At 59.0% G+C, this 15,922-nt stretch carries 13 protein-coding genes, 1 tRNA gene, 2 rRNA genes and 1 pseudogene (1 of these 17 only partly in view); 9 read left to right on the top strand and 8 right to left on the bottom strand.

Annotation, left to right across the window (positions count from 1 at the left end; all coding sequences use genetic code 11):
- The 3 genes from AB2N04_RS01820 to AB2N04_RS01810 form a co-directional block, all read left to right on the top strand.
- Positions 1-2,508 (top strand): 23S ribosomal RNA (locus AB2N04_RS01820) (it extends 375 nt beyond the left edge of the window).
- Between the two features lie 213 nt (positions 2,509-2,721).
- Positions 2,722-2,836, top strand: a 5S ribosomal RNA gene (gene rrf, locus AB2N04_RS01815).
- A 102-nt stretch (positions 2,837-2,938) separates the two neighbouring features.
- Positions 2,939-3,015 (top strand) — tRNA-Met (locus tag AB2N04_RS01810).
- A gap of 278 nt (positions 3,016-3,293) precedes the next feature.
- Here the strand turns inward: AB2N04_RS01810 and AB2N04_RS01805 are convergent.
- Together AB2N04_RS01805 and AB2N04_RS01800 are read right to left on the bottom strand one after the other, a co-directional pair.
- Complete coding sequence (locus AB2N04_RS01805) at positions 3,294-3,707, bottom strand: plastocyanin/azurin family copper-binding protein (RefSeq protein WP_367716642.1); 414 nt, start codon at positions 3,705-3,707, stop codon at positions 3,294-3,296.
- Positions 3,708-3,806: 99 nt separating this feature from the next.
- Positions 3,807-4,226, bottom strand: a complete 420-nt coding sequence (locus AB2N04_RS01800) for a hypothetical protein (RefSeq protein WP_367716641.1) — start codon at positions 4,224-4,226, stop codon at positions 3,807-3,809.
- A gap of 209 nt (positions 4,227-4,435) precedes the next feature.
- Between AB2N04_RS01800 and folE the strand changes: the two genes are divergently transcribed.
- Positions 4,436-5,161: a GTP cyclohydrolase I gene (folE, locus tag AB2N04_RS01795; protein WP_367716639.1), complete on the top strand. Its 726-nt coding sequence runs from the start codon at positions 4,436-4,438 to the stop codon at positions 5,159-5,161.
- Positions 5,162-5,278: 117 nt separating this feature from the next.
- Positions 5,279-5,986: an RNA polymerase sigma factor gene (locus tag AB2N04_RS01790; protein ID WP_367716638.1), complete on the top strand. Its 708-nt coding sequence runs from the start codon at positions 5,279-5,281 to the stop codon at positions 5,984-5,986.
- Between the two features lie 186 nt (positions 5,987-6,172).
- Here the strand turns inward: AB2N04_RS01790 and AB2N04_RS01785 are convergent, their stop codons facing one another.
- The 6 genes and pseudogenes from AB2N04_RS01785 to AB2N04_RS01760 form a co-directional block, all read right to left on the bottom strand.
- Complete coding sequence (locus AB2N04_RS01785; RefSeq protein ID WP_367716636.1) at positions 6,173-6,487, bottom strand: hypothetical protein; 315 nt, start codon at positions 6,485-6,487, stop codon at positions 6,173-6,175.
- Between the two features lie 76 nt (positions 6,488-6,563).
- Positions 6,564-6,947 carry a hypothetical protein gene (locus AB2N04_RS01780; protein ID WP_367716634.1) on the bottom strand — a complete coding sequence of 128 codons (384 nt, stop codon included), beginning with the start codon at positions 6,945-6,947 and terminating at the stop codon, positions 6,564-6,566.
- Between the two features lie 14 nt (positions 6,948-6,961).
- Positions 6,962-9,500, bottom strand: a pseudogene (gene ctaD / locus AB2N04_RS01775) (cytochrome c oxidase subunit I).
- Positions 9,501-9,692: 192 nt separating this feature from the next.
- Positions 9,693-10,664, bottom strand: a complete 972-nt coding sequence (gene coxB, locus AB2N04_RS01770; RefSeq protein WP_367718708.1) for a cytochrome c oxidase subunit II — start codon at positions 10,662-10,664, stop codon at positions 9,693-9,695.
- 14 nt (positions 10,665-10,678) lie between these two features.
- Positions 10,679-11,776, bottom strand: coding sequence for a c-type cytochrome (locus tag AB2N04_RS01765; RefSeq protein WP_367716633.1), 1,098 nt, complete (start codon positions 11,774-11,776; stop codon positions 10,679-10,681).
- A gap of 2 nt (positions 11,777-11,778) precedes the next feature.
- Positions 11,779-12,429 carry a cytochrome c oxidase assembly protein gene (locus tag AB2N04_RS01760; protein WP_367716631.1) on the bottom strand — a complete coding sequence of 217 codons (651 nt, stop codon included), beginning with the start codon at positions 12,427-12,429 and terminating at the stop codon, positions 11,779-11,781.
- Positions 12,430-12,446: 17 nt separating this feature from the next.
- Here AB2N04_RS01760 and AB2N04_RS01755 point away from each other — a divergent pair, with 17 nt between their 5' ends.
- The 4 genes from AB2N04_RS01755 to AB2N04_RS01740 are packed head-to-tail and all read left to right on the top strand — an operon-like array spanning position 12,447 to position 15,913.
- Positions 12,447-13,298 (top strand): Ku protein, encoded by an 852-nt coding sequence (locus AB2N04_RS01755; protein ID WP_367716629.1) that lies wholly within the window; start codon positions 12,447-12,449, stop codon positions 13,296-13,298.
- Between the two features lie 6 nt (positions 13,299-13,304).
- Positions 13,305-14,591, top strand: coding sequence for a DNA polymerase ligase N-terminal domain-containing protein (locus AB2N04_RS01750; protein ID WP_367716627.1), 1,287 nt, complete (start codon positions 13,305-13,307; stop codon positions 14,589-14,591).
- Complete coding sequence (locus AB2N04_RS01745) at positions 14,473-14,817, top strand: hypothetical protein (RefSeq protein WP_367718707.1); 345 nt, start codon at positions 14,473-14,475, stop codon at positions 14,815-14,817. Before AB2N04_RS01750 ends, AB2N04_RS01745 begins: the two co-directional genes overlap by 119 nt.
- Before the next feature lie 22 nt (positions 14,818-14,839).
- The gene (locus AB2N04_RS01740; RefSeq protein WP_367716625.1) at positions 14,840-15,913 is read left to right on the top strand and encodes an AI-2E family transporter; all 1,074 of its coding nucleotides are present in this window, start codon (positions 14,840-14,842) and stop codon (positions 15,911-15,913) included.
- Positions 15,914-15,922 lie beyond the last annotated feature (9 nt).

Below are 15,922 nucleotides of genomic sequence, written 5' to 3'. Positions count from 1 at the left end.
CTAGTAGTGGCGAGCGAACGCGGACCAGGCCAGTGGCTATCGTTTAACAAGCAGAACCTTCTGGAAAGTTGGACCGGAGCGGGTGACAGTCCCGTATGCGTAATGTGAACGATAGTCCTCGAGTAGGGCGGGACACGTGAAATCCTGTCTGAACATGGGGGGACCACCCTCCAAGCCTAAGTACTCGTGCATGACCGATAGCGAACTAGTACCGTGAGGGAAAGGTGAAAAGCACCCCGACGAGGGGAGTGAAAGAGTACCTGAAACCGGTTGCCTACAAACAGTGGGAGCACGCAAGTGTGACCACGTACCTTTTGTATAATGGGTCAGCGACTTAATGTAACATGCAAGCTTAAGCCGGTAGGTGTAGGCGTAGCGAAAGCGAGTCTTAACAGGGCGCTCAGTATGTTGCATTAGACCCGAAACCGAGTGATCTAGCCATGAGCAGGTTGAAGGTTGGGTAACACCAACTGGAGGACCGAACCCATATCTGTTGCAATAGATCGGGATGACTTGTGGCTAGGGGTGAAAGGCCAATCAAACTCGGAAATAGCTGGTTCTCCGCGAAATCTATTTAGGTAGAGCGTCGACTGAATACCCTCGGGGGTAGAGCACTGGATGGGCTAGGGGTCCTCACCGGATTACCAAACCTAACCAAACTCCGAATACCGAGGAGTAGTGGTCGGCAGACACACGGCGGGTGCTAACGTCCGTCGTGGAGAGGGAAACAACCCTGACCAACAGCTAAGGTCCCCAAGTTATGGCTAAGTGGGAAAGGATGTGAGACTCCCAAAACAACCAGGATGTTGGCTTAGAAGCAGCCATCATTTAAAGAAAGCGTAACAGCTCACTGGTCTAATTAAGGGGTTTTGCGCCGAAAATGTACCGGGGCTAAAGCCATACACCGAAGCTTTGGGTTCACCGCAAGGTGAGCGGTAGCGGAGCGTTCCGTAGGCTGATGAAGGGAGACCCGTGAGGGCTCCTGGAGGTATCGGAAGTGCGAATGCTGACATGAGTAACGATAAAGGGGGTGAGAGACCCCCTCGCCGAAAGTCCAAGGGTTCCTGCTTAAAGTTAATCTGAGCAGGGTTAGCCGGCCCCTAAGGCGAGGCCGAAAGGCGTAGTCGATGGGAACCACGTTAATATTCGTGGGCCTGGAGGTAGTGACGGATTGCGGACGTTGTCTTTCCTTATTGGATTGGAGAGGCAGCCATGTGGTCCCAGGAAATAGCTCCTCCATATAGACCGTACCCGAAACCGACACAGGTGGACTGGTAGAGTATACCAAGGCGCTTGAGAGAACTCTGCTGAAGGAACTCGGCAAAATGCACGCGTAACTTCGGGATAAGCGTGACCCTTGTTCGGGCAACCGGATGGGGGTGGCACAGACCAGGGGGTAGCGACTGTTTATCAAAAACACAGGGCTCTGCGAAGTCGCAAGACGACGTATAGGGTCTGACGCCTGCCCGGTGCCGGAAGGTTAAGAGGAGGAGTGCAAGCTCTGAATTGAAGCCCCGGTAAACGGCGGCCGTAACTATAACGGTCCTAAGGTAGCGAAATTCCTTGTCGGGTAAGTTCCGACCTGCACGAATGGCGTAACGACTTCCCCGCTGTCTCCAGCAGAGACTCAGTGAAATTGAATTCCCCGTGAAGATGCGGGGTTCCTGCGGTTAGACGGAAAGACCCCGTGCACCTTTACTATAGCTTTACACTGGCATTCGTGTCGGCATGTGTAGGATAGGTGGTAGGCTTTGAAGCGTGGGCGCCAGCTCGCGTGGAGCCATCCTTGAAATACCACCCTTATCTACATGGATGTCTAACCGCGGTCCGTTATCCGGATCCGGGACAGTGTATGGTGGGTAGTTTGACTGGGGCGGTCGCCTCCTAAAGAGTAACGGAGGCGCGCGATGGTGGGCTCAGAACGGTCGGAAATCGTTCGCTGAGTGCAATGGCATAAGCCTGCCTGACTGCGAGACTGACAAGTCGAGCAGAGACGAAAGTCGGTCATAGTGATCCGGTGGTCCCGCGTGGAAGGGCCATCGCTCAACGGATAAAAGGTACGCCGGGGATAACAGGCTGATGACCCCCAAGAGTCCATATCGACGGGGTTGTTTGGCACCTCGATGTCGACTCATCGCATCCTGGGGCTGGAGCAGGTCCCAAGGGTATGGCTGTTCGCCATTTAAAGCGGTACGTGAGTTGGGTTCAGAACGTCGTGAGACAGTTCGGTCCCTATCTGCCGTGGGTGTAGGAATATTGACAGGATCTGTCCCTAGTACGAGAGGACCGGGATGGACGTATCTCTGGTGGACCTGTTGTGGCGCCAGCCGCATAGCAGGGTAGCTATATACGGAACGGATAACCGCTGAAGGCATCTAAGCGGGAAACCGACCTGAAAACGAGTATTCCCTGAGAGTCGTGGGAGACCACCACGTTGATAGGCCGGGTGTGGAAGTGCGGCAACGCATGGAGCTTACCGGTACTAATAACTCGATCGGCTTGAATCATTCTCATTGCTTATGCTCATCTGGGCTTATGCTCATCTTGAGCGCTCACGCGGGTTTGCCTTGCAAACCGCTGCGCGGGCGCGGCGCATGAGCGCCGACGGCCAGTCGGCCTTGCAGGCTTTGCCTGTATTCTGGCCTTGTGGGCTTCGCCCGGAGCCAGATAAATCAATGACCGAAAGGTCAACCAGCTTCTCGATTACATGCGTTTCGCCGACCTGGTGGTTATGGCGGGGCGGCTGCACCCGTTCCCATTCCGAACACGGCCGTGAAACGCCCCAGCGCCGATGGTACTTTGTCTTAAGACACGGGAGAGTAGGTCGCTGCCAGGTCTGCAAAACGCATGGAAAGCTTCTCGACACAAAAACAAAACAAAAAGGCCGCAAACGCGGCCTTTTGCCATGAAAACAGGCAAAACAACGCAAAAACGTTGACGCGGGGTGGAGCAGCCCGGTAGCTCGTCAGGCTCATAACCTGAAGGTCGCAGGTTCAAATCCTGCCCCCGCAACCAAATATACCAAAAATATCAGCTATTTAGAATCGAGCCGCGCCCGGCGCCAAGGCGTCTTTCTTGACGCCGCAACGCCACGGCAACACTTTGCCTGAACGCGTGACTGACATCATCCCCTGAAATGGTCCCCATTTGCGGCCAGCCTGTTCCTCAACGAAGGAGACAGGCAATGAAACGATCACGGTTCTCGGAAGAACAGATCATCGGCATTTTGAGGGAGCATCATGCCCGTCTGATGTTCCTCCGAGAAGCAGCAGGCTGCTCTGCAGCCCAGCATTCTATTTGACCCGCCCGCGGGTGAGAATGTCCTCGACCGAGGGCAGCGCCGCCATGACCTCGGGAGTGACATCGTTTGATGCCGGCATTGGTCCCTCCCAACCTGCTTCTCCTGGCCTGCCGACAACGATCCGGCCGACCATCGCCGCCATCTCGTGCGGGATGCAGTAATAATCATAGACTCCCGGCACTTTGAGAACGATCTCGGCGCTTTCTCCGGGAAGTAGAAATCCAGTGTCCCAAGGCTCTGCATTGACAGGGATGCGGCGCAGTCGGTCGTAATTGGCCGGGTGATACGCTGTGGCAGTGTGGCTGTTGCCTTTATCCCTGTTGACGAAATGCAGGGTGGTGCCGGGTGAGACCACAAGGCCAACGGGCGTGAACCAGATGCGCTCTCCGCGGCTCGTGCCGCGCATTTCTATTGTCTCGACATTTGCCGCCTTGATCGACGGTGGCAAGAGGAGCGCGGCGCCAAGGGCCGCCTCCCATTGCAAGGACCTGTCGGCGCGGGGTGATCATTCTGCCAGACGTCCCTTGGCGTCAACGTCATGGAAGAGAACGACATGCGCATGCGGTTTGTCCACACCAGGATGGCCTGCATTGTAGTAGATGTCGACGCCGCTAACCGTGTGCGCCCCAACGCTCAACTCGTCATAGGCAGTTCCATTCTGAAGCTCTTCGAAAGGCGTCATGTAGACCGTGGCGGAAAGCTTGCCGTCGCGATCATAGGCGAGGAACGGACCGGCGGGCAGGGTTTCGGGGTCGACGAACAGTGTGCCCAGACCGGGAATGAATTCCGGCAGCGGCAGTGCATCGCTGACTTTGATATAAGGGTCTCCTGGAGGTGCAGCTTTCAACGCCTCCTCGTCATGCGCGAAAGCGGGAGCGGCACAAAGCAGCGAGCCGGCGGCGAACAGAGTAGGCAGGAATTTCATGGCTTGTCCTTTCCTGTTGGATGGAGGCCCTGTGGCGGGCGCTCAACCCATTGGATGCGCGCCACCGCAAAACGTTCCCGAAGTTGAACCGCCGCAACCAGGTGAAAATTCTCCGACGTTTCGGGAACGCGGCGTCGGGTCCGTGCATCCAATGGTCGAAGGGAGCGACTGTCCCATTCTGCCGACCGGCCGCATGAAGGAGTTATACTGTGCTCAATACGATGGTTCCCCACGATCACAGCTGCGACGACGTTTCGGTCTCTGAGCGAATTCGCGCACGTTTGAGGGCCGCCGGCCAGACGTTCCGGGCCAATGACAACATTGCGGCGTTCATCGAGGATGGTGAGCTGGAAGCACTTTGCCTGGAAGTCGAGAACCGGATGAATGCGGTGCTCGACGCGCTCGTGATCGACACGGAGAACGATCACAACACGGTTGGCACGGCGCGGCGCGTGGCAAGGATGTTTGTCGATGAGGTGTTTGCAGGGCGGTATCGCCCGGCGCCGCCCGTCACCAGCTTTCCCAACGTCTCGCAGCTGAATGAACTGATGATCGTCGGCCCGCTCACGGTGCGCAGTGCCTGTTCCCACCATCTGTGCCCGATCATGGGAAAGATGTGGATCGGCGTCCTTCCCAGCAGGGAGGCTGAACTGATCGGCCTGTCCAAGTTCGCCCGCCTTTGCGACTGGATCATGAGCCGCCCGCAGATCCAGGAGGAAGCCGTGATCATGTTGGCCGATGAGCTCGAAAGCCGTCTTCAGCCTGAAGGGCTGGCCGTCGTGATGGAGGCGGATCATTTCTGCATGCATTGGCGTGGCGTGAAGGATGAGCAGCCTGTGATGACGTCATCCATCATGCGCGGGGCGTTTTTGCAGAACGACGCGCTGAGACGTGAATTTCTCGACCTGCGCAAAGGCGGCGTCAAGCGACACTGATCAGACGTTCAAGATCATGTCCGACAGGTCATGTCGGTGCGCTCGGCGCAGGCGATCGCTCGACCCCGCGGATCGCGATGAAAGGCACTGGTGTTATATGTTTCTCAGGAGGCAAGAATGTATGAAGCCGTAGAGCGGGGTGCATCTGCATTCACGGAGGATGTTCCGGATACCGAACTGGCCAGGCGTGCGGCCCAAAAGGACGGCGCCGCCTTCGAGGCGATCATGCGTCGCCACAACCAGCTCCTGTTCCGAACGGCCCGGGGCCTCGTGCGCAGCGACGGCGAGGCAGAGGATGTCGCGCAGGAAGCATGGATGCAGGCCTGGCGCGCGCTTGCCGGGTTTCGGGCCGAAAGCAAGCTTTCCACCTGGCTGGTCCGCATCACCGTCAACGAGGCGTTGGGCCGGTTGCGCCGGAAGAGTGCGCAGATCATTCCACTGGAGAAAGCCATGATGTCGTCCGACAACGACACGCGGAAGGCACTGACCGAAGCTCCGGATCAGGGTCCGGAGCATGCGGTCGAACGGTCCCAGCTCCGCGCTCTGATCGAGGCGCGCATCGCGGTGTTGCCCGAAGCATTTCGCAGCGTCTTCATGTTGCGCGCAATCGAGGAAATGAGCGTCGATGAGGTGGCGGAGGTGCTGGACATCCCAGCGGCCACGGTCCGCACGCGCTATTTCCGCGCTCGCGCCCTTCTGCGCGAAAGCCTCGCTCAGGAGATGGACTTCGCCATCGGCGAGGCGTTCAGCTTTGCCGGTGAGCGCTGTGATCGCATCGTGGCGGGCGTCATGGTTCGAGCCCGGGCGGAAGGTCTTTGTGAGTAAGGCTGCCGGCTGGTCAGGAAGCACCTTCGCCCCAAAGGACCCGGATATTATCCGGGATGACGCTGGCTCATGTCACGAACGGGCGTGATCGAGCCTCCGACTGAAGCAAGACCAAAGGCGGTATTAATCCGCCGGGTTCGGATGCTAAGGGAAGCAATTTGCCAGAGATCGCGGGCCGGGCGCAGGCTAGGTAGTTTTCAGGACGTTGGAAATTCTGCCGGACAGGACTGCACGTTGTCCATCTTCAGGAAAACCGGAATCCTTCATCCCCACAACGGTATAAAGCTTGTCGTCGCGAAAGGCACTGGCAAAGCGGGTCGACACACCGTCACCCGGAAGGGCATCCGTTTCCAGGAAATCGGGTTCAGCCTCGCTCGCCACGATCCGGGCATCGGCGGGTGACAATGCTCGAACGATCACTTCACCATGGCAGGGCGCGCGGTCCCAGTTGGAATCGGTGGGTTCGGCGAGTGGCTGGAGTTTGTAGATTCCCATTTTCATGAGAGGCAAACGCCGGACCTTGCAACTTGTTCCTCGATGCCCGTACAGGCTCGCGCTTGTTGCGGTCATGGCGGGGCTATCGGCCTTGAACGCAGGCGGAGAGAAAGCTGACGGTCAATCCGCCCCAAAGGACCGCCATGATGGACAACCCGGCCAGAAGCATCGCGATCATCTTGAGGGGTTGCGCGTGTTCTTTCCTGTCCGCAATGCCAAGAGACCGTGAAAACGCATCTGGTTTGATCAGAAACCATGACAAGAGTGCTACCGCGACGAGGCTTGTCGCGGTGACAAACAGCGTCGTTGTGGCTGCTTGCGCCTCAAGCCGACACAGCAATGTGTGACTTCCATAAGAGAGCGTGAAATGCGCTGCCCAAATGAGTGGTCCAAGCAGGATGAAGAGCAAAGTCCCGGGGGTGGACGGTTTGCGATCATCGTCGTTGTGGCGGCTGTCCCGCTTCATCGTCTGGCTCCGTTCTATCCTGCCAACCTTGGAAAACCGTGAACCACGAACAGCCCAAACAGCAGTTGCGCGGCAGCGTAGTGGTAAAGGACCGCTGCATTGTCGAAGCTCACGCGCCGTTCACTGTCCAGCTTGCCGGCCAATATGCGCGCCATGGCGAACCCGATCATGACGAGGAGCGCGAAGGCCAACTGGCCGTTCAGAACGCTTTGCATGTAAACCAGTGCGCCATAGGTGTTCTCGGTGGGGCGCAAACCGCTTTGCCAATGTCCCCACAGCTCGGTTGCGATGGCACCGACGAGGGTGAGCGCTGCGATGCCGCAAAGGAGAACTGACTGGGCCCGAGGAGTGCCCCGTGCCGGCAGTCTGCGGCTGGCCTTTCGGATTGCGAGCGTGCCTGCGATCACGAGCCCACCGCTGGCGACGGCCCAGGGGATGGAGGGCAGGGCAGGCGAGCCCGAAGGTGCCCAGACTTCCGGAGAAACAACCCAAAGATAGAGGTAGGAGAAAACGAAGGCGATGTAGAGGGACGCGGCGACGAAGACCAGCACCACCATTGCCCACCAGGAGTGGGAAAGCGGCCCCGTTGCATAGGTGGGAAGCATTATTCCGCCACCAATATCGACTTTCTCCCGGGAGGGGCCGGGATCGAGACCCCAGACCCAGATCAGACAGGTCGCGATGGCGATAATGCCGCAGATGATGGCGGTCACAACGAATTTAACCGTGAGAAGCAGGAAAAATGCGGCGGTAAAGACTGCGGCAATCACTGGCTCCCAACCTGGGCCAGGCATACGGATGATGTATTGCGGCCGCGCATCGATCGCCGAGGTGACGATGGTCTCGCGCCCGCCGGTCGGCGCATTGGGCAGGAAATGCTGCCCGTCGCGCACCTCACGCGGCAGGCTGGGGCGATCCCAGAGCGGCTCGCGGCTGGTTACATAGGGAATGCTGCGCGCGGAGTAGATGCCATTGGGAAGCCATTCCAGCGTGCCGGCGCCCCAGGGATTTTCCGGGGCATTGGCGCGGGCGAGAACGCTGCGAATGAGGTCCATTACGAAAAGTGCCACGCCTGCGGCAAAGATATAGGCCCCGATGGTGGAGATCATGTTGAGGCTGTCCCAGCCCACCCCTTCTGGATAGGTCCACACCCGACGCGGCATGCCGCGCAGGCCAGTGATGTGCATGGGGAAAAAGGCGATGTGGAACCCGGAAAACATCAGCCAGAAAACCCACCGGCCGATCTTTTCAGACAGCATTCGGCCGGTCGCGACAGGCATCCAGTAGTAGAAGGTGGCGAAGAGCGGAAACACCATCCCGCCAATGAGCACATAGTGGAAATGGGCCACGACGAAATAGGTGTCGTGGACCTGAAAATCGACAGGCACCAGCGCGACCATGACACCGGTGAGGCCGCCTATGGTGAAAATGACAAGGAAGCCGATGACGAAGAGGGACGGGGTGTTGATGCGGAAGCGGCCTTTGCTCGCGGCCATCGTGGCGATCCAGGAGAAGACCTGAATGCCCGACGGGATCGCGACCGCCATGCTGGCAGCGGAAAAGAAGGCGAGGCTGAGGGAGGGAATGCCCGTGGTGAACATGTGGTGCACCCAAAGGCCAAAGGAAAAGAAACCCGTTCCCACCAGGGCAACCACGATGAGCCTGTAGCCGATCAGCGGTCGTCGGGCCATGGTCGGCACGATCATGGAAACGAGACCTGCCGCCGGCAGGAAAATGATATAGACCTCGGGGTGTCCGAAAAACCAGAACAGGTGCTGCCACAAAAGCGGGTCTCCGCCATTGGCAACCGAAAAGAAAGGCCAGCCGAAGGCGCGCTCGATCTCCAGCAGCATCGTGGCGAGAATGACGGCCGGGAAGGCGAAGATGATCATGGCCGCAAAGATCAGCATGGACCATGCGAAGACAGGCATCTTTGTGAGCGACATGCCGGGCGGGCGGGTGCGCAGCGTACCGACCACGATCTCGATGGCGCCGGCAATTGCGGAAATCTCGATGAAACCGATGCCCAGAAGCCAGAAATCGGCGTTGTCGCCGGGAGAGAACTCCTTGAGCGTCAACGGTGTGTACATGAACCAGCCGCCCTTGGGGGCGAGGTCGTAGAACAGGGTGGAAAAGAAGACGAGACCACCGACCACATAGGCCCCAGACGGCAAAGGCGCTGAGACGTGGGAAGGGCAGGTCACGGGCCGCAAGCATCTGCGGCAGAAGCATCACGCCCAGAGCCTCCACTGCCGGCACCGCGAAGAGGAACATCATTGTCGTGCCGTGGACGGTGAAAATCTGGTTGTAGAGATCCTGGCTGAGGAAGTCGTTTTCCGGCACCGCCAGCTGTGTGCGCATCAGGAGTGCCAGCACGCCGGCAAGCAAAAAAAACAGAAAAGCTGCGCCGATATAGTAGAGGCCGATAACCGAGTTGTTGACGGCGGTGAAGATCCTGAAACCGCCCGGTGTCGCCCAGATGCGTTTGAGCTCATCAAGCTCTGCTTCCGGGCGCGGCTCAGGGTGAGGGAGGGAATTCGGTTCACTGCTCATGCGCCGTTGCTCCGCGGTGTGTACAGGAGAAGGGGACCGCCCCCCGGATGCGAGGTAGAATCATTCCGTCTCTCGACAGGTTCTGCATGAATGAGCGCAGTCAGGCGGCGCCCGGCCTGCCGCGCCACGCTGGCACAGGCAGCGAAGAGCAACAGATTGACCGGCAGGCTGAGTTGCGCGAAATCGACCATCTCAATCCAGCCCCTCCAGATAGGCGGAAATGGCAAACAGCTCGTCTTCGGAAAGGTTCTCGTAGGGAGGCATGTGGTTGTCCGGCTTTATGTGCTGGTGTTCGCCAATCCACCGGGCGATCATGCGCGCATTGTTGGGTAGCGTTGCCGCACCCAGCGAGTGGCGGGAGGCCAGATGCGTCAGGTCCGGGCCGATCATGCCTGTGGCAGATGTGCCGCGAATGGTGTGGCAGCCACCACAACCGTTTTCCATGAAATGTGACTGCCCGCGCCGGGCGAGATCACCCTGTGGTTCGGTGGCGTCTTCGGCTTCGCTTTCCAGCCAGGCGTCAAACTCCGCCGGCGGCATCGCCACCACATAAAATGACATCAACGCGTGGGCGCCGCCGCAATACTCGGCGCATTGCCCGCGGCTTATTCCGGCCTCCGTCGCCTCGACGGTGAGCGTGTTGGTCCGTCCCGGGATCATGTCCAGCTTGCCTGCCAGTCGTGGCGCCCAGAAGCTGTGAATGACGTCGCTCGACTTCAGATGAAGGGCCACCGGTTTGCCCACGGGCAGACGAAGCTCATTGGCGCTCACCACGCGTTTGCCGTCATCCGTGGTGTAAATGACCTCCCACCACCATTGTTTTCCGGTGATCGTGATGGCCTGTCCCTCGGCGCGATTGGCCCGCGAGGCCCCCGCATTCATGACGACAAGCCCGTAGGCAAGCAGGGCTGACAGGACGATCACGGGAAAGACGATACCGCCGCCAATGATGAGCCAGTCTTTGCCGAGCCTGGAACGCCAGCGTTCGGGCCCCCACATGGCCAGCGCGAGCGCGATCAGCACCACCGCCGTCACGATAATGCTCACCACCGTGACGGTGATGAACAGCTGGTTTACCTCGACAGCCTCGCGCCCGGCCGGCTGAAGCGCCGACTGCACTCCCGCACAGCCGCTTGCAAGCGCAGCGACAGACACCACCAACATCCTCGCCAAACGTTTCACGGTCTGGCCTCCGTGATCTGCGGTGTGCCCTTCTCCGCAATCGGACCAGACAGGTAGCGGGCCGCCTGATCCATCTGTTCGGGTGTCAGTCGCGCCGCGATCATCGCCATGATGCTGCTGTATGCGGTGCCGCTCCGCTTGCCAGATCTGAACAGGGCCAATTGTTGCGTGATGTAGTCTGCCGAGAGGCCGGCAAGCTTCGGGAAGCTGGGAGAGGCTGCCTCACCGTGGCAGGAGAGGCAGGCCGGTATCTGCTTTTGGGGAATGCCGGAATGAGCGATCTCTTTTCCGAGTTCCGTGTCTGTGTCTGCGCCCTCGCTTGGGGCGGGGGCTGGCTGGCTGGCGAAATAGCGTGACAGGCGCTTTATGCTCTCATCGCTCATTTCAGCGGCGATCGGTTCCATCATCCCGCTTTGACGAACGCCCCGGCGATACTCCAGAAGTGCCCGCTCCAGATAGGGTTGCGACTGCCCTGACAGGTTGGGAACCATCGGCGCAATCGGAGGGGCCTCCGCATCGCCGTGACAGGCAATGCAACGGGTCGCTTCATCCATCGCCGATGTTCGGGTCCGGCCTGCAAGGCGAGCATAGTCCGGAGCGGTCATGCCGGGCAAACGGCGCAGGAAAGCGACCAGCGGCCAGACCTCGTCGCCACGTCCCTCTCCAGTCCAGGCCGGCATGCCCGTGAATTTCAGGCCGTTCTCGACGATCCATGCAAGTTCTGTATCCTCCCGTGCATCGACCCGTGCCGCCAGGTCAGGTGGTGCCGGGTACATTTTGAGTGCCACGGGGTTGGGCGGGTCTTCCGGGCGACCATGACAGGGCGCGCAGCCAAGTTCGAAATGGCGGGCGCCAAGCCGCGCCATGCCATCGGTGTGGACGTTCTCAGGTTGATCATCGTCGCTATGAAACGCAATGGACCGGTCCAGGGTGAAGTTGATGATTTTCTCGGTAATCAGGAAATGCCGCACGGATGCCGAGACGTTGTAAATGCCCGAGAGTATGAAAAGAGCCCCGCCCAGGAGACCGGCTGCGAGAAATATGACGAGCCACAGCAGGCCCCGTCTCCATCTGAGGTCCAGCGGCAGTCGCACGGTCAGCGCTCTCCCTCGGGGAAATGCCAGCCTCCGGCTATCTCGGTTCGCGCGTACCAATCACGCACAAGGATGATGCTGCCAAGAACATAGGTTGCCGGGCATGCAATCAGCATCAGCAGGCCGGCGAGCTGCTGGTCGCCGAGGGGCGCGGCATAGAGTGCGCGGGGGGAGAAGACCAATAGTACGCCCAGAAGGCAGAACAGCTTGCCGGTCACGAGCAATGCCAGAAGAGCGTTCCACGGGCGGCTTCGCGCATCGGAGAAAACCGCATCCCAGAACGCCAAGGCGGACAGGAAAAGCGTGAGGTGCATGAGGGCGGATGGAACGGAGGATGTTCCTGCCCATTGCATGGCGAAGGGCGCATGCCACCCCCACAGAAGCGCGAGCTGGATGACGGTCGCTGCGAAAAGCCCGATGGGCACGGAAATCCGGCTGCGCAGCCTCGCCGGCAGCAACCAGACGGCAAGCGGTGCAAGCCCGTTCATGGCGGCAATGTGGATTGCCATATGGCTGGAAAGCATGTGGCCCATACACTCCGAATGCTTCGCCTCCGACTTTGTTCCGCTCGGGGTCCCGTTGGTGAAGAAATGGAACGGAAGGCCGGTCTGGTTCGTTCGCCACTGACAGGAGACTGGTGAGGAACACCGCAAGGACAGAGTGATCGAACATGGCAAGCCGTCCCATCTGGAAAGGTCAGTTGCGCCTCTCGCTGGTCGCGATCCCGGTCGAGATGTTTTCTGCAACCAATCGAAAAGGCCGCATATCGTTTCGCCAGGTCCACAAGCCTTCGGGAAAGCGCATTCGCTATGAAAAAGTGGTTCCGGGGGTCGGGCCGGTGGATACGGACGATATCTGGAAGGGCTATGAGATTGAGAAGAACGAGTATGTGATGATCGATCCTGACGAGATCGAGGACATCAAGCTGGAATCCAGGAAAACGCTGGAACTGGTTCAGTTCGTCGATATCGCCGAGATCCCGCCAATCTATTTCGACAAACCCTATTTCCTGAGCCCGTCCGACGAACTGGCGGAAGATGCATTCCGCGTCGTGCGCGATGCGTTGCGAGAGACGAAGAAGGCCGGCATCGGACAATTGGCCATGCGTGGTCGGGAATATCTCGTCGCCGTTCGTCCCTGCGGCTCCGGCCTTTTGCTGGAAACCCTGCATTACGAGGACGAGATCAGGAAAACCGATCCCTTTTTCAGCAGTATTTCCGACAAAAAAGCCGAAAAGGAGCTGCTTTCCGTCGCAACGGACCTGATTGAGAACAAGTCGGCTCCCTTCGATGCCGGCGCATTCAAGGACCGATATTCCGAAGCGATCCACGCCCTCGTGAAAGAAAAGGCCGGAAAGCGCAGAAAGACGGGCGCGCCAAAAAAGACGAAAAGCACGCAGAAGGGTGAGAACGTCGTCGACCTCATGGAGGCGCTCAAAAAGAGTGTCAAATCGTCGGAAGAAAAGGCGAAATCCTCTTCCAGGGGCGGGCGCAGATCGTCCTCGCGGAAGAAGAGCGCCTGATTGGCCATGGCTACTCGTTCACCACAAAAATTGCTCCGCGAATACCGCGCTAAACGGGATTTCTCCAAGACAACCGAACCGCAACACAGGCAGTCGGCGAAGAACGGAGAGGCGCTGAGCTTCGTCGTGCAGAAACACGATGCGAGCCGGCTCCATTATGATTTCCGGCTCGAATGGGAAGGGGTCTTGAAGAGCTGGGCTGTTACAAAAGGGCCCAGTCTCGACCCTTCGGAAAAGCGGTTGGCCGTGCGCACCGAGGACCACCCCCTTTCCTATGGCACATTCGAAGGAATCATTCCCGAGAGCGAATATGGCGGCGGGACCGTCATGCTTTGGGATCGCGGGCATTGGGAGCCGGAGGGCGAACCCGGCGAAGGGTTGAAGAAGGGAAAACTCACCTTTCTCCTGCATGGCGAAAGGCTTGGCGGAAAATGGTCGCTGGTGCGCATGAAGCGCGACGACAAGAGTGAACGCGAGAACTGGCTTCTTATCAAGGCCGATGACGACGCTGCATCGAAAGCAGAAGATGTGCTCAAGGTTCATGAGCGCAGTGTAGAGACCAAGCGGTCTTTAAAGGAGATTGCAGAGGCTTCCGACGCCATGCCTGGATGGCGCGAGCCGCAACTGGCGACGCTGGTGGAGCGTGTGCCGGGCGGGAGCGGCTGGCTGACGGAGATGAAGTATGACGGATACCGGGCGCTTTTGGCCATCGACCGTGAAAGCACGCGCATCTTCACGCGCAATGGCAAGGACTGGACAGACCGCTTCCCCGATCTGGCTGCAGCTGCGGCTGAACTCGATACGTCAAACACGCTTCTGGATGGCGAGATCGTCGCGTTCAACGCTGAGGGCCATACCGATTTTTCGACCTTGCAGAGGGCCCTGTCGTCCGGGGAACAAGTCTCCTGTTTCGTGTTCGACCTGCTCGTGAAAGAGGGGCTGGACCTGACCGATAAACCTTTGCGTGAACGCAAGAAGCGTCTGGAACGGCTTCTGAAAGATCATGAAGGAACGCTTCTTTATTCCGCTCATACAACCGACGACGCCGGCGAGGTTTTGACGAAGCTGTGCAAGGGTGGCCATGAAGGGATCATCGTCAAGAATGCGGAGGATCCCTATCGTCCGGGGCCGCCACAAGAGCTGGTTGAAGGTGAAGTGTTCGCGACGTCAGGAACTGGTCATCGGAGGATATTCTCCCTCGGACAAGAAAGGGCGCCCGTTCGCTTCTCTGCTGCTAGGCGCATTCGAGAGCAAACGTCTTGTCTATCGGGGCCGTGTCGGCACCGGATTTGACGATGACACGATGCAGGACCTCGCACGGCTTTTCGAGGCAAGGGCACGCAAGACCTCGCCTTTCGAAAAGGTCCCAGACAGCATTGCCGGTTCGGCGCACTACGTGACGCCCAATCTCGTGGCGGAAATCGCGTTCGCCGAATTCACCTCGGACGGCTTTGTTCGTCATGCCGTGTTCAAGGGGCTGCGGGAAGACAAGGAAGCACGACAGGTGGTTGTTGAATGATGGAACACGGCTGTGAAGAGACATGAGGGGATCGGGCGAGGAAAAAATGCGCGCGCTCATCTGGTTTGTGGGCATCGTCGTGGCGCTGATGGTGGTGTCGATGCTGCACACAACCGGGTGGATGACGTCCACCGTGGCATTGGCCTTCTTCGTGGCGCTGGCAATCTGGCCGGTGGACAATGGTTTGCGCAGGCGTCTGCCCGGCAATCTGCGCTGGCTGGGACACCTGGCGGCACTCGTGGTTATGCTGCTGTTGCTCGGAGTGTTTTTTGGTGGGGTGGTGTTCGCGGCTCGACAGATTACGGCGGGGTTGCCGGCCTATGAGGAGCCTGCCCGCGCAATGCTCGACCAACTTGGGCGCTGGATCGACCTTCCGGCCGTTGCAGATGGCAATGGCGGGTTCTCGGGACGTCTTATGGACCCGGTGTTCAGTTTCGTTTCTGGCGCGGTGGTGTCCACATCGAACCTCATTGGCATCTTGTCGCTTCTCGTGTTTCTGGCCTTGTTGATGTTGATCGAGGGGCCGGCTTTGTCACGGAAACTGCGGGCTGTCGCGGGCAATCATGATGGAGATGCCTACGGTGCCACGGTCACGGCGATAGCTGTCAGGGTGCGCGGTTACCTTGCGGTCCGCACGCTGATGGGTGTTGTCACCGGCTGTCTTTATGCCCTGTGGAGCTGGCTTTGGAATGTGGACTTCGCCCTCACCTGGGGCTTGCTCGCCTTCCTGCTGAACTACATTCCCAATGTGGGTTCCTTCATTGGCGGCATCCTGCCGGCAGGGTTTGCCTTTCTGCAGCATGATCCTATGTGGGCGCTGGCATTCGGGGGTGGCCTGATCGTGATCGAACAGATCATGGGCAACTATGTGGATCCCAGACTGCAGGGAAATCAGCTCGCGCTTTCGCCTCTTGTCGTTCTGGTCGCGCTTCTCTTCTGGGGCTGGGTGTGGGGGCTTGCAGGCGCCTTGATCGCGGTGCCCATGACTCTCGTGATCATGATCGTCTGCGTTCGGATTGGCCCCTTGCAGCCGCTGGCGCTGTTTCTTTCCAACTGCCGCGATATCGAGGAGCTCAAACGAGCCACAAGCGCCTGAACGGCGATG

The sequence above is a fragment of the Nitratireductor sp. GISD-1A_MAKvit genome, assembly GCF_040819555.1.
Classification (GTDB): domain Bacteria; phylum Pseudomonadota; class Alphaproteobacteria; order Rhizobiales; family Rhizobiaceae; genus Nitratireductor.
The sequence above is the reverse complement of the archived record's forward strand: the minus strand, read 5'-3'. Positions and strand labels throughout refer to the sequence as shown.